Origin of the sequence: Deinococcus hopiensis KR-140 (assembly GCF_900176165.1) — a bacterium.
Taxonomy (GTDB): domain Bacteria; phylum Deinococcota; class Deinococci; order Deinococcales; family Deinococcaceae; genus Deinococcus; species Deinococcus hopiensis.
Genome location: NZ_FWWU01000009.1, coordinates 2828236 through 2842048 on the forward strand (window position 1 = coordinate 2828236; position 13813 = coordinate 2842048).

10 protein-coding genes are annotated in these 13813 nt (G+C 62.1%); all 10 read left to right on the plus strand.

Translation table 11 applies throughout. The annotated features are described in order from the left end of the window. The first annotated feature begins 60 nt into the window (after positions 1–60). The 10 genes from B9A95_RS27150 to B9A95_RS32755 all read left to right on the plus strand — a co-directional run bounded on the left by B9A95_RS27150 (position 61) and on the right by B9A95_RS32755 (position 13790). Positions 61–1587, plus strand: a complete 1527-nt coding sequence (locus B9A95_RS27150) for a TolC family protein (protein WP_245808513.1) — start codon at positions 61–63, stop codon at positions 1585–1587. Next, positions 1584–2621, plus strand: a complete 1038-nt coding sequence (locus tag B9A95_RS27155) for a TolC family protein (RefSeq protein ID WP_084050215.1) — start codon at positions 1584–1586, stop codon at positions 2619–2621. The genes B9A95_RS27150 and B9A95_RS27155 overlap by 4 nt, the downstream gene beginning before the upstream one ends. After that, the gene (locus B9A95_RS27160) at positions 2618–3931 is read left to right on the plus strand and encodes an HlyD family secretion protein (RefSeq protein WP_245808514.1); all 1314 of its coding nucleotides are present in this window, start codon (positions 2618–2620) and stop codon (positions 3929–3931) included. Before B9A95_RS27155 ends, B9A95_RS27160 begins: the two co-directional genes overlap by 4 nt. Further along, positions 3928–7350, plus strand: coding sequence for an efflux RND transporter permease subunit (locus B9A95_RS27165; RefSeq protein WP_084050218.1), 3423 nt, complete (start codon positions 3928–3930; stop codon positions 7348–7350). Before B9A95_RS27160 ends, B9A95_RS27165 begins: the two co-directional genes overlap by 4 nt. A gap of 189 nt (positions 7351–7539) precedes the next feature. Continuing rightward, a complete protein-coding gene (ypfJ, locus tag B9A95_RS27170) occupies positions 7540–8436 on the plus strand; it encodes a KPN_02809 family neutral zinc metallopeptidase (protein WP_084050220.1) in 897 nt (298 codons plus the stop codon). A 20-nt stretch (positions 8437–8456) separates the two neighbouring features. Continuing rightward, complete coding sequence (locus B9A95_RS27175) at positions 8457–9185, plus strand: M48 family metallopeptidase (protein WP_084050223.1); 729 nt, start codon at positions 8457–8459, stop codon at positions 9183–9185. 499 nt (positions 9186–9684) lie between these two features. Beyond that, entirely contained in the window at positions 9685–10239 is a 555-nt protein-coding gene (locus B9A95_RS27180) for a pilus assembly FimT family protein (RefSeq protein WP_170928785.1), read from the plus strand. Then, positions 10229–10621, plus strand: a complete 393-nt coding sequence (locus tag B9A95_RS37320) for a type II secretion system protein (RefSeq protein WP_084050230.1) — start codon at positions 10229–10231, stop codon at positions 10619–10621. Before B9A95_RS27180 ends, B9A95_RS37320 begins: the two co-directional genes overlap by 11 nt. Further along, positions 10572–11606, plus strand: a complete 1035-nt coding sequence (locus tag B9A95_RS27190; RefSeq protein WP_084050233.1) for a PilW family protein — start codon at positions 10572–10574, stop codon at positions 11604–11606. The genes B9A95_RS37320 and B9A95_RS27190 overlap by 50 nt, the downstream gene beginning before the upstream one ends. A 9-nt stretch (positions 11607–11615) precedes the next feature. After that, positions 11616–13790, plus strand: coding sequence for a hypothetical protein (locus B9A95_RS32755; protein ID WP_139807003.1), 2175 nt, complete (start codon positions 11616–11618; stop codon positions 13788–13790). Positions 13791–13813: the final 23 nt, after the last annotated feature.

A 13813-nucleotide genomic window follows, 5' to 3' on the forward strand; every position in this document is an offset into this window, starting at 1 on the left:
GTTCTCAAGAAGTCCTCCCGCCACCGCCACAACAGAAACCAGACATGGCGAGAAGAATAAGTGAGTGACGGCTCTCTAATCTTTTTTCCACCCCTGGTGCCCACCGAGGTCTTTATGCGTTCTCCTCCCCTTGTTCTTCTGCTCTCGCTGGCCCTGGCTGGTGGAAGCGCGCTGGCGCAGACGGAGCTGTCCAGCCCTGCTCCGCTTCCCGCTGCCGCATCGCCGGGCCCCAGCTCAGCGCTATCGCTCGGTCAGGTGCTGACGCAGCTGCGCGGCTCTCCAGGGTGGCGCAGTGCGGAGTTGCGCTACCGCAGTGCCGAGCTCGCCCTCGCCGCGGCCCAGGCCCGCGCCGGATTCAACCTCTCCGTTGGGGCCGAGGCGAACGCCGTCAAGCTTCCCGCCGCTTCCGGCGAGACCCAGTTGAGCGCCACCCTCACCGCCCAGGCTTCCATCGCCGTTCTTCCCTGGTCCCCTCCCCTTGAAGCCGTGCGTCAGGCCCAGCGGTCCCTCCTGCGCGCCGCCGCCGAACGCCGCGCCGCCCAGGCCACGCTCACCCTGAATACCGTGCAGGCCTACTGGGCCGCGCGGAATGCCCAGGAGGCCCGCCTCCTCGCAGATGCCCAGGCCACCCTCGCCGGACGGCAGCTGCAGGTGGCGCAGGCCCAGCGGCAGGCCGGCGTGTTGCCCCTCTCCGGCCTGCTCGCCCGCGAGCAGGCGCTGTCCGATGCCCAGGCCCGGCAACGCGAGGCCGGGGGAGACGCAGACCTCGCCGCCCGGCAGCTCGTCAACCTGCTGGGCCAACCCGTTTTCCTGCCCACCGATCCCGCCGCCTACGGTGCGCTGCCCACCGAGCCCCAGCTCCCCACGGCGGTGGACGCCGTGATCGCCCGCGCGCTGTCCGGACGGGCCGAGGTCACGGGAGCCCAGAACGACCTGCTGGACGCCCAGGCGGGGTTGCAAGCTGCCCGGCTGGACGCCGGGTTGCCCGAGCTGAACGCCAGCGTGCAGTACGGACAACTGGGTGCGGGGCAAAGTCCCGCGGGCTGGACGGTGGGGGCGAGCCTCAATGCCAAGACCGGCGTGCTGGCCGGACAGGCGCGGGTGCCCGTCCGGACCCCGGGAGAGCAGCCCACCGGGGTGACCCTGGCCCTGACGGCGAGCGTGCCGCTGGTGGGGGGAGACAAGCGCGTCTCCGTCCGCAGCGCGGAGGTGGCGGTGCAGGGCACTGAACTGGCCCTGGCCACGGCGCGGCAGAGCGTGGAACTGGAGGTGCGGCAACGGCAGGCGGACCTGCTGACCGCCCTGGACACGCTCGCGTCGCGCCGCGGAGCCCTGCGGCAGGCCCAGGAAGCGCAGGGGACCGCTCGCGCCCGTCTGGCGGCTGGACTGGTCACGGCGCTGGACGTGGAGGACGCAAACCTGCAGCTTCGCCAGGCCGCGTTGGGAGAAGAAAACGCCCGCGTCCAGGCCTTCCTCGCGTCGCTGCGGCTGGCGCAGAGCAGCGCCGAACTCGACCTCACGCTGCTGACTGCCGCTCCGGCAACTCCATCCACCCAAACCGCACCCACTCCGGAGGCCCGCCCATGAAACACCTGCCCCTCACCCTTGCCCTGACACTCCTCTCGCCCCTGGCCGCCGCTCAGACCCTCAGCCTGTCGCTGCCCGACGCCGTGACCCGCGCCCTGGGCAGTGGGCCCGACGTCACCACCGCCCGCGCCAACCTGCAAAAGGCACAGGCCGCCCTGCGCTCGGCCCGCGCAGACCCCACCAGCATCATCACGTCGCTGACCCAGGCCGAGCAGGCGGCGGCGGCAGGCGAGGCGACCCTCGCGGGCACCAAGCTGAGCGTGGCGCAAAGCGTGGTGTCGCAGTACCTGGCGGCCTTTGAGGCTTCGGGGAAAATCAACCTGAATACGGCCCAGGTCAGCCTCGACGAGCGCAACCTGCAGATCGCGCGGGCCCGTCTGGCCGCCCGCGTCGCCACGGCGCTGGACGTAAGCCGCGCGCAGGCCAGCCTGAACCAGAACCGTCAGGAACTCGCCGACGCCCGCGCGCAGCTGCCGGTGCTCGAAGCGCAACTCGCCCGAACGCTGGGCGTGAATACGGGGACCGACTTGCGCCTGAGCGCGCCGCCCACCCCGCCCAAACTGAGCGTCACCCTCGCCGCCCTGCAAACCGGGCTGGAAAAGCGCCTGCCCACGCTGGTGCAGGCCGCCCAGGGCGCGGACCTCGCGGCGCTGCAGGTGAGGCTTGCCGACAACGACTACACGCCGGTCCGGACCCTGCAAGACGCCCGGGTGGCGCTGGACAACGCGGGGCGCGACCTCCAGACGGCCCAGCGCGGGGCGCTGACCCAGGTGCGCGACGCCTACCGCACGGTGCAAGACGCGCAGGAGCGGGTGGACCTGGCCCGCCAGAGCCTCGCCAACGCGCAGACCACCCTGACCCAGACGCAGGCCAAGCTGAAGGCGGGGACCGCCGCTGCCGTAGAGGTGCAGCAGGCGCAGGTTCAGGCCCAGCAGGCGGCCTTTGCCCTGACCCAGGCGCAGGACAACCTGTGGCGCTCGCTGGCGGTCCTGGGCGCGGCCTCGGGCACCGACGTGACCGGACTGGTGAGGTGAGTCCATTGACCCGTTTCCCACAGCGGGCCGCGCTGCCCCTCACCCTGCTGCCCGCGACCCTGCTGTTCCTGACGGGCTGCGCGCCGGGTGGAGGCAAGGCGCAGACCACCAAAACCACCGTCAAGACCACTGGGAATGATCTGGACGCGCCACCCCCCAAGACCACCGCCCTCGCCGTGCGGACCCTGACCACCCGCACAGGCAGCCTGAACGTGGTGCGCACCGCCACCGCCACCCTGCAGGCCGAGCGCGACAGCAACGTGGCGGCGCAGACGGGCGGAACCGTCACGGCGGTGCTGACCCAGGAAGGCAAGCGCGCGGGAGCCGGGCAGGTCGTCGTGCGGCTGGACGACACCTCGGCCCGGCAGGCCCTGGAAAACGCCCGGTTGCAGGTGCAGCAGGCGCAGATCAGCCTGCAGCAGACGCAGACGAACACGGCGCAGGGCACCGCCTCGCTGCAGGCCGGCGTCCAGGCCGCCGAGGCGGGACTTGCCAAAGCGCGCCAGGACGCGGCCAGCGCCGAGCAGCTCTACGGCCTCGGGGGCATCAGTCAGGCGGACCTCAACGCCTCGCGCAGCGCCCTGGCACAGGCGCAGAGCACGCTGGCCCAGGCGCAGAACACCCTCACGCAAAACGGGCGCGGCGGCCAGAGCAGCAGCGTGGCCCTGCTGCAGGCCCAGCTGAGCACCGCCCAGGCGGGAGTGCGGCAGGCTGAGGAAAATCTGAACCGAACCCAGGTGCGCGCTCCCTTCGCGGGATTGGTTGCGAGCCTGCCGGTGGAGGTGGGCGAGTTCGTGAATCAGGGTGGCACCGTCTTCCGGCTGGTGGACGAACGGCGGCTGCGCGCCCGCTTTACCGTGCCGCCCGCCGAGGCGCGGGTGCTGCGGCCCGGGACCAAACTCAACCTGAGTTACGGCGGCGCGAACTACGTGGCGACGGTCGAGGGCGCGAGCGGCGTGGCGGGGGCGGACCGCCTCGTTCCCGTGGAGGCGCGGGTGGAGGGCGGGGGCCAGCTGCCGGTGGGAGGCACGGCCCAGATTCGCTACCGCGCCGCGCTGGGCCGGGGCGTCCTCGTGCCGACGAGCGCGATCAGCGTAGAGGGGGGTGAGAACGCCGTGTATCTGGCCGAGGACGGCGTTGCCCGGCGCGTAACCGTGCGCGTGGTGGCCGAGTCCGGGGGACAGGTCGCCGTGCAGGGACTGGAAGAGGGCGTGCGGGTGATCTCGCCCGTGCCGCCCAGCCTGCAGGACGGCGCGGGCATTCGGGCAGGCGCCCAGCTGGGCGAGGGCTCCGGGCAGGCCGCGCCGTGAGCACCCACGAGCCTCCCGAACTGAATCTGCCGCGCGGAACGTTGCCCGACGGCACGCCCGAACCCGCCGTTCATCCGGGCGTGCGCTTCAGCGTACGCAACTACGTCTTCTCGCTGGGCATCTTCCTCGTCGCCGTGCTGCTGGGGCTGATCGCCACCACGCGGCTGGGTGTGGAGCTGCTGCCCAACTTCGAGGTGCCCGTGCTGGCCGTCAGCACCTCGTGGAGCGGCGCGACGCCCGATCAGGTGGACCGCGAGGTCAGCCGCCGCATCGAGGACGCGATCAGTTCCATCAGCGGCGTGGTGGACATCAACACCACCTCGGTGAGCAACCAGTCGGCGGTGGTCATCACCTTTGCCGACGGGATCAACGTCGACTCGGCGGCCAACAGCGTGTCGCAGGCGGTGGCGTCCATTCGCGGCACCCTGCCGAGTGACAGCGACGCACCCGTCGTGCAGAAGTTCGACCCCAACGCCACCCCCATCCTGACGCTCGCACTGCTGGGCGGCCCGGCGCGGACGGCGGACGTGGTGGGCTACGCCGAAGACACCCTGGTGCCCCGGCTGCAGCGCGTAAAGGGCGTGGCCGACGTGACGGTCTCGGGGGGACCCAAACGGCAGATTCAGGTCCTGCTTGACCCGGCGCGGCTGCAGACCTACAACCTCACGCCCGCGCGGGTGACGGCGGCCCTGCAGGCCTCTGCCCTCGACCTGCCCGCCGGGGACCTGACGCAGAGCGGCAACACCGTCGGCTTTTCCACCCGCAACACGCCGACCTCGCTGGGTGATGTGGAGCGCACCCTGGTGGACGCCTCCTCCGGCCTGCGGGTGAGCGACGTGGCGAGCGTGCGCGACGCCTCGGCGAGCGCGACGAGCTACGCCCGCGTCAACGGCCAACCCGCCGTGCTGCTCGACGTGCGCAAGGGCAGCGGCACGAACAGCGTGGCCGTTTCCGACGCGGTCCGGGGAGCGATGGAAGCCCAGCCCCTTCCGGCGGGCTACCGCCTGACGCTGGCGAGCGACACCACCCAGGAAACGCGCAGCACCGTGCGCGACACCTTCAAGGAGTTCCTGATCGCCATCGGGGCCGTCGGCGTGATTGTGCTGCTGTTTCTGGGACGGCTGAACACCGTGTTCGCGGTGGTGCTCGCCATCCCGATCTCGATCAGCGCCGCGCCACTGCTGTACAACCTGATGGGCTACTCGTTCAACATCATTTCGCTGCTTGCGATTATCGTTGCCATCGGCATCGTGGTGGACGACTCCATCGTGGTGGCGGAGAACGTGCAGCGCTACCGCGACCTGGGCTACAGCCGCCTGCGGAGCGTGCTGCTGGGCGGCTCGGAGGTCTTTTCCGCCGTCACCGCCGCCTCGTTTTCGCTGCTGGCGGTCCTCATTCCCCTCTCGCTGATGCCCGGCATCCTGGGACAGTTTTTCAGCCAGTTCGGCCTGGGCCTGGCCGCGGCCATCGTGATGAGCTGGCTGGAGAGCCTGCTGTTTCTGACGGTGCGCATGGCGTACACAGCAGACCCCGAGCCGCTGACCTGGGCGGGCGTGCCCGGCGTCCTGGCACAGCTGCCCCGCTTTTTCCGGGAGGCCCTGGTCGGCGTGCGCCGCCTGCCAGGCCTGCTGCTGCTCGCGCTGTCGGGGGCCGGGGCGTGGGCAGCGCTGAGCCAGGTCACCCTCCTGCCCCGGCCTGCCGTTGCCGCGCTGTCCATCCTGCTCGCGCCCGCACTGCTGACGCTGGCGCGCTACGTTCTGACCGTCTTGCTGGCCCTGCTCGAAGCCGTGACCGGGACCCTGCACGGGATTACCAACAGGGCCGTGATGGCCGTGGCGCGGGCGTATGCCCGCAGCGTGGGCGCGGCCCTGCGCCGTCCCTGGGTGGTCATGCTGATCGCCGGGCTCTTTCTGCTCTCGGCCCCGCTGGCTCTGCGCGGCGTGGGCTTCGCCTTTACCCCCAAGAGTGACAGCGGCATCCTGACGGTGGACCTGGAATTGCCCACCGGCGCGGACCTCGCCACCACCAACGCCCTGACGGCCCGGCTGGAAAACGACCTGCTTCAGCGCCCCGAGGTCAAGCTGATCCAGACGAGCGTGGGCGCGGGCGGCGAGTTGGGCGGCACCAACGCCAATACCTCTTCCCTGACCCTGACGCTGGTGCCCAAGACGGCGCGCCCACCCATCGACACCCTGAGCGCCCGCTACGCCCGCGACCTCTCCAGACTGACGGCCAGCACGCCGGGGGCCGAAGTCCGCGTCTCCAGCGAACAGACCGGCCCGGGGGGCAGCGCCGACATCAGCCTCGCGCTGACGGCCCCCAACCAGACGCTGCTGACCGAGCGCAACCGCGCGGTGGTGCGCCTGCTCGGGCAAGACCCGAACATCACCCTGCTAAAGAGCAGCCTCAGCGCCACCCGGCAGGAGCGCACCTTCGTGCCCGACGCGGGCCGACTGGCGGGCAGCGGCCTGAGCGCCAGCGACGTGGCCCAGGCGCTGCGGACCTACAACGGCGGCACCACGGCGGGCACCCTGCGCGACGCGGACAGGAGCGTGGACATCGTGGTGCGGCTCGACCCCGCGCAGATCAGCAGTGAGCAGAGCCTGCTGTCTCAGACGGTGTACTCGCAGGCCTTGGGGAGCAACGTCACCCTCTCGGACCTGGGGGCCTTTCAGCTGCGGCAGGCCCCGGCCACCCTGCGCCGACTGAACAAGGCGTATACCGCCACCCTCGACATCAACCTGAAAAAGGGCGGCCCCAACCCCTTCAGCTACCAGGAGACGATCATCACGAAGGTTCGGGACGCGGGGTTGCTGACGGGCAACGTGACCCTGGGCAATGCGAGTTCCTTCGGCAGCGCGGGCCTGACGGGCGACCTGGTGTTTTACGGTCCGATCCTGCTGGGCATGGCGATCTTACTGACCTACCTGGTGCTGGGCTCACAGTTCAACTCGTTCCGCTATCCCGTCTACCTGCTGCTGCCGGTGCCGCTCGCCATCGTGGGGGCGCTGTGGACGCTGCACCTGTTTCGGGTGGACCTCGACGTGATCACGGTGCTGGGCATGGTGATCTTGCTGGGGCTATCGACCAAGAACTCGATCCTGTACCTGGAATTCGTGACCGAGCGCATGGGGTCGCTGCCCCTGCGCGAAGCCCTCATTGAGGCCGCCGAACTGCGTTTTCGCCCCATCCTGATGACCACCCTGACGGTGCTGGTGATCAGCATTCCGCTCGTGCTTGGGCAGGGGGACGGGGCCGAGTTCCGCCGGGGCCTCGGCATCGTGATTCTGGGCGGCGTGATCACCTCCACCCTGCTGACCTTCTTCGTGGTCCCCAGCGTCTTTTACCAGTTCGAGCGCCGCCGTCAGACGCCGCCCGCGCCCCGACCCATCCCGGAGCTGGCACCCGCCACCGACTGAACCTTCGCCCACCCGCTGCGCCTGCGCGCTTAAAACATACGTGGAGGCGCAGCTTTTCGTTGGCTATTGGTGCAGCTTTGGCTAAGGCCGCGTCAGGCAAGCAGAACTAAAATGGCCACCACAGCATCGGGGAGCCGGGCCGCCGTTTGAGGCGTGGACCGGCCCCCAGCGGACGGAGGAGCGAACACGATGGACTGGAAAAACCTGCCCAGCAGCGGTGGCGGCGTTCAGGACAACCGGGGGGGCGGCGGCCTACCGGGAGGCGGCCTTGCCGTTGGCGGCGGCATTGGCGGCCTGATTATCGCGCTGATCGCCATGTTCTTTGGAATCGACCCCAGCTCCATCACGGGTGGAGGCCCGTCGCAACCGACGCAGACCGGCGGACAAACCCAGACCGGGCAGACGCAAACCGGACCGGGTCAGACCGGAGGAACACAGGCGGGCGCAGGCGACGAGACCTACGATTTCGTCGACCGCATTCTGGGGAGCACCAACCAGGTCTGGAGCGGCATCTTTCAGAAGGCGGGGCGCACCTACACGCCGCCCGTGCTGGAGCTGTTCTCCCAGTCCACCCGCAGCGGCTGCGGCAGTGCCACGAGCGCGACCGGCCCCTTCTACTGCCCGGCGGACCAGAAGGTGTACCTCGACACCTCCTTTTTCAGTCAAATGGACCGGCAGCTCGGCGGCGGGGGCGACTTCGCGTACGCCTACGTGATCGCGCACGAGGTCGGGCACCACGTCCAGAACGAGCTTGGCATCGCCGACAAGATCACCCGCGCCCAGCAGCAGGCGAACACCGAGGCCGAGGCCAACCGCTACAGCGTGGCAATGGAGTTGCAGGCCGACTGCTTCGCGGGCGTGTGGGGCAACCACGTGCAGAGCCTCGCCAAAATCACCCAGGCCGACGTGCAGGAAGCCGTCAGCACCGCCGAGGCCATCGGGGACGACACCCTGCAACGCCAGTCGCGCGGCCGGGTGGTGCCCGATTCGTTTACCCACGGCAGCAGCCAGCAGCGCGTCTCGTGGTTCATGCGCGGCTACAAGGGCGGCGATCCCAACACCTGCGACACCTTCAGCCAGCTTTGAGTCCGCCATACTGAGGGGCAATGTCCCCCTCGCCCACGCGCCCCCCACGCTCCACCGAATGGACCGTCGGGGGCGTTCCCGTGGTTCTCAAACGCAGTGCCCGGCGGCACACGCTGGCCCTGCAGGTGCGGACAGGTACGGTGACGGTCTTCGCTCCAGCGTCGCTGCCCCTGCGCCAGATTGAGGCTTTCGTCGAGAGCAAGCGGGCCTGGGCCGAGGGCCACCTCTCCGAGGGGGTAGAGCGCTCGCAGCACGCACGTCCCCTGACGGACGGCTCTCCCCTCCCCTTCATGGGCGAGACACTGACGCTGCGGTTGGTTCCCGGCCTCACCGCTCCAGAGCGGCAGGGAGGTGACGTCCGGGTGGCGCCGGGAACGTCCCGGGAACTCCGCGCCCAGGTGGAGACCTGGTACGGGGAAGCGGGCCTACCCGCGCTGCGGGCCCTGGTCGAGGCCTACGCGCAGGCGCTCGGCGCAGGGGACCGGCTGCGCCAGGTTCGGCTCAGCCGTGCCCGGAGCCGCTGGGGCAGTTGCACGGCGCGGGGTGACATCCGGGTGCACTGGGCCCTGTGCCGCGCACCCCGCGAGGTGGCCGCCTACGTCGCGCTGCACGAGGCGGCCCATCTCCTCGAACTCAACCATTCGCCCCGTTACTGGACGCACGTCGAGCGCCTGATGCCAGATCACCGGCAGTGGCGGACCTGGCTGCGCACCAACGGGTGGACCCTGGCAGAAACCCCACCATCCTAAAAACGAAAGACCACCTTGTTGGGGGTCTTTCGTCTGCCGTTGCCGCTGTCTATGCTGAACGTGGCTTTTTTCTCATATCGCCGGCATGAGGTGGGAAGGGGAAGCCCCGGGGACCTGGGTTCTGCGTGAAATTGGGCTCGGGCATTCCCGGTAGGTCAGGGTTGACGGGGGGATCCACCAGTGGTCCGGCGTCGTTTCGTCCCGGCATCGGGTCCAGTTATGGCGCACTCCCTGGGGCAGAGGTAGTGTTGCTACTCAACATGGGAAAAGAGAGAAATTGGTTACATATAGAATTTGGGCAAGTCCCAATTTTACACCACAAGAAAAAAAGAATTAAGAATTCTTATTATACAGCTCATGACTGTTTATAAAACTGGCCAGATTGCAACGACGAGGAGCCACAAGGCAGCTCGAATGATATCAAATGGGAAGACTGCAAGCCCACCATCAACGCTCGCCTCTCCATCTTCTTAAACGCCAAGGAGGAATCAACTTGCCCATGACCGCCGAAAGAAGTGCCAACACTCTTATACATGGATTTAGAAGTTCGGGATTTACCCTTCTCGAGCTCTTAATTGTAATTGCTGTAATTGCAATTCTTGCTTCAGTGGGTTTCTTTAGCTATGCAAATTTTAAAAACCCGGCCCGAGATGCTTCTCAAGTGGTTTACGGCATACTCTCAGGCACACGTAGTGAGTCTACATCGAATACCGTGTCACAAAGATTGCTACTGGGCAGCAGTGGGAACTTATTAATACAGCAGGCGAAGAATTGCTCCACGGCTTCACCTTCATCCTGGACGAATATAAAAACAATTTCTTATGGCGAATTAACTGGAGGAACAGTACCTAGTACATTTGTAATAAGTACTCCCACTACAGCGCCCGATGCTTCTTTGCCCGCTAACTACAAACTTGTCGTTTGCTTCAACTCCAGAGGCCTTGCATATATCCCATCAGATGCAACCGTAGGCTCCGTTAGAGTGTCAGATGGCAAGCATTCTTACGTCGTTGAAGTTGCCCTGGGTGGCGCAGTGAGGGTATATGGAATATAATTTGAACAAGTCTTCGGGTTTTACTCTTATTGAAGTTCTAGTGGCGATGTCGGTCCTTAGTGTTGTAATGGCAGTCTTAGTATCAAATCTTCTTGCCAACGCTTCTCTCAACAGAAATGTCGAACTTAAAAATGATGCCGTAAGATTATCAGAAAAATATATGGAGGATTATAGAAGGCAGGGAGGGTATGGAGCACTAAGGACAAGCAGTAGCAGTTCCGTTGTTGTTAATAACTACACGCTCACAGTAAACTCCACATTCTGTCCCTCGGATATGCCATCAGATCTGCAGTGCGACTCCAATTCCGTCTACATTAGACTTGAGGTTAAGTATGGAAGCAAACTCCTACAGAAGACAGAAACCTTCTTTACTTCCCTGTAGAACCTCCAACCTCCCTTTCGCAGAAAAGGGGTTTACTCTTCTCGAGATTCTTGTAGCTACATCAATAGGCGCTATGGTCCTTGGTTTGGCTTTCACATACTATATAAATATTTCAAAACTTTCTTCAAATGATTCCTCAAGAGTGGCTGCAAGTCAAAATGCCCAAGGGGCAATAGATATGCTGTCTAACGATCTAAGACAAGCTGGGGAAAACTTAGACTTTGGTCTTGGAATATCTGGAGTTGAAATAGATAATGCATTGCAACAAATAATAGTCAGAAGCAACATATCTATTGCCAGTCGAACTCTCATTCCGAGATTACCGCTATGCAGCGTAAGCGGCAACACTATACAGGTCAATGGTCCCCCACCCACATCTACAGTATCTACGGCCGCCTGCACCTACAGCGATGGCGATTCCAACAATGACGATGACAACGTTCAGCGGTGGCGAAGCTATTTTGATTCGAAGAGTAATCAGCCTCAGGCTGCCATACTCTACAGACCAGCATCTTCTACCCTACCTTCAGCCGTAGCAAAGGCTGTGGTCTTATCTGTAAACCCTAGACTGACAACCACAACTTCCGCAGGAAGCTTTTATAGAACGTCCATAACCTTAAACTCAATTGTCTCATCAGATTTCTCCGCAGCCAACAATAGTCAAATTATTCTTGTTGATGAGCGAAGATACAAAAAATTGGGTGATACGCTTATACTTGCACTGGGTGGACAAACGGACTCTCAGGCACAGGTTGTTGCATTTAACGTACAGACGCTCAATGCCTCGGCTGATTTATTAAATCCCACCGCCAACGTTACGTCCATCGGTCTCAACGGTCCATGGTCAAGAATAAAGAATATCAACATCACATTGGGCTCTAAATCTCCAAACTCTACTATTCTAGGGTCAGCCCAAAAATCATACACAGCAAGCATTTATCCGCGTAACGTTGCCTCTAGTCCCACCAACCTTACTACGCCCTGAGGAGATCTTGTGAGTCACAAAGACAAAGGCTATATATTGGTCACCGTCGTTACTTTGATAGCCCTTCTACTCGTATCACTTGCCATCTATACAACGTTCTCAATTTCTAATTCTAGGACTTCTACCAACAGCAACAATGCCAGTGCTGGATTTTATGCATCGGAGGGCGGTCTTAATGCAAGAGCCGCGAAAACAAGAAGGATTTTTGAGAATCAACAGACACCTTCAGGTACATCCCCAAGCCTCGACAGTCCCTGTGTAGGATCGACAAATCAGGGGGCTGGAGACTTCAGTTGTCAGACTTCCGTCATTAATGGTCGTCAAGTAAAGACATTTATCTCAGTAGGAACTTCAAGTCCGGGACGTATTCCACCAGGAGACAATTTTGAGAATTTGACAGCTATCGAAACGCCCTACACAGTGTACAGTCAGTCCTATAACTCCAAGGGGAACCCAGAGGCAATTACCAACCTCATCTTCAGAAGCAGGCTTGTTCCCCTATTTCAATTTGCCGTCTTTTTTGATAAAGATCTTGAATTTTCAAACACTGCTCCTTTAAATCTATATGGACCGGTACACACCAATGGCAACCTATTCCTGGATTCTAATCTGGCACTACATGGACAAACTTCCTCTGGAGGCGCCATTTATGACGGCTGGAAGAGCCTTGATTATTGTAAGTCAGGAACAACTATCGATGATGCTGGAGGCAATGCTAATAATATTAGCTGTGGGGGTGCTAGGTCAGTCCTACTCAATGCCGTCACATCCGGTAGTAGCCAGCTGTATGGAGGCAGACTAAAAGCCACGACGCCTGTTCAGGTACCTACAATTGGACAACTGCAGCCAAATGGAGATGCACTCTATTGGCAGAAGGCAGACGCAAGAGTGGTTCTTAAGAAAAGTGGCACCACCTGGTACCCTATTTTTGTGGCCGCAAACGGCTCCGCACTCCTCAATCCCGTTCTGGCAGGCGGCGTTTGCAACACTGCAGTCTCTTTCTCAACAGGTTTCCGGGACAATCGAGAAGGCTCCAACTGGGACTCTCCAGCATATTCTCCCAGTTCTTCTTATGGCAGTTCAGTTGTACCTACTCCCAGTGCACGCTCTAACAAGGTTCTTCTGGATTTAGATATTCCGAATTTATTTGCCTGCATACAGCTACAAAAAACAGTACTGGGAATCGATGATGGCTTGGCGAATAACAGCGACAACGGTCTTGTAATCTACGCTACTGTTGACGACAGCCCAGGAGCAGGCATTCTGACAAATGCGATTAATGGTGCCCTGACCCCCGCCACTTCAACTTCCATTTCACAATCCAATCCTCCTGTACCAAATAACTATGGCATTCGATTGAAAAATGGAGGTACTCTCAGATCTTCTAATCCTCTAGATCCGATTCCAATGGGCATTACATTTGTCACGGATCAGGCAGCGTTTGTCCAAGGTAATTACAACACACCGACAACAAGAACTGCTGGATGGCGTCCCTCTGCTATTCTCGCAGACTCTATGAACATCCTTTCGAGCAGCTGGTCACAGCCAGGTACGTGCCGACTTGGAAGCTCGCTGTATATGAGTCAAGCAAATGTTACCGGCAAACAAAACTTTGATGACCCAGAGGCATCAAACTCTAGTACAATTTCATCATTTACTTTTACTTCTGGTCAAACCTGGAATGCTTACAGTAGCGCAGGTACTACAGGCTCAGCTCAGCAGCTGCAGGGGTCAATTTCTGCAGGCCAACTGTCTACCACTCCAGATCTTAAATCTCAATACCCGCTATTTTGCCGCCTTGTCACCTCAGCAACTACTATTCAGACAGCAATGTTGGCTGGAACAGCCTCAACAGGTGATGAAAAAGCAGTGTATAACGATGCCAACATGACTATTAGCGGGGGAGTACATAACATGATGCGGTTCCATGAAGAGTGGGGTTCAAACGGAGACAATCCCTCTGGCTCACAACAGTTCGTTTACAGAGGTTCGTTGGTAAGCCTAGCGAAACCACAGCACTCTTCGGGAACTTTCTATCTAAACAAGTACAGATTCTATAACCCGCCCAGCCGCAACTGGAGCTTCGAGACCAACTTCCAAAATGCTGGCGACCTCCCGCCTCTCACTCCAAGATTTGTCACCATCAAGCAGGAAAACTTCACTCGCTCTTTTGAGCAGCAATAGATAACAAACAGCGGTAGGATTTA

Bases quoted from the DNA above. Each gene is read 5' to 3' on its own strand.
- B9A95_RS27155 (WP_084050215.1), top strand. From the start codon at position 1,584: ATGAAACACCTGCCCCTCACCCTTGCCCTGACACTCCTCTCGCCCCTG.
- B9A95_RS27180 (WP_170928785.1), top strand. From the start codon at position 9,685: ATGACCGCCGAAAGAAGTGCCAACACTCTTATACATGGATTTAGAAGT.
- ypfJ (WP_084050220.1), top strand. From the start codon at position 7,540: ATGGACTGGAAAAACCTGCCCAGCAGCGGTGGCGGCGTTCAGGACAAC.
- B9A95_RS27175 (WP_084050223.1), top strand. From the start codon at position 8,457: ATGTCCCCCTCGCCCACGCGCCCCCCACGCTCCACCGAATGGACCGTC.
- B9A95_RS27190 (WP_084050233.1), top strand. From the start codon at position 10,572: ATGGAAGCAAACTCCTACAGAAGACAGAAACCTTCTTTACTTCCCTGT.
- B9A95_RS37320 (WP_084050230.1), top strand. From the start codon at position 10,229: ATGGAATATAATTTGAACAAGTCTTCGGGTTTTACTCTTATTGAAGTT.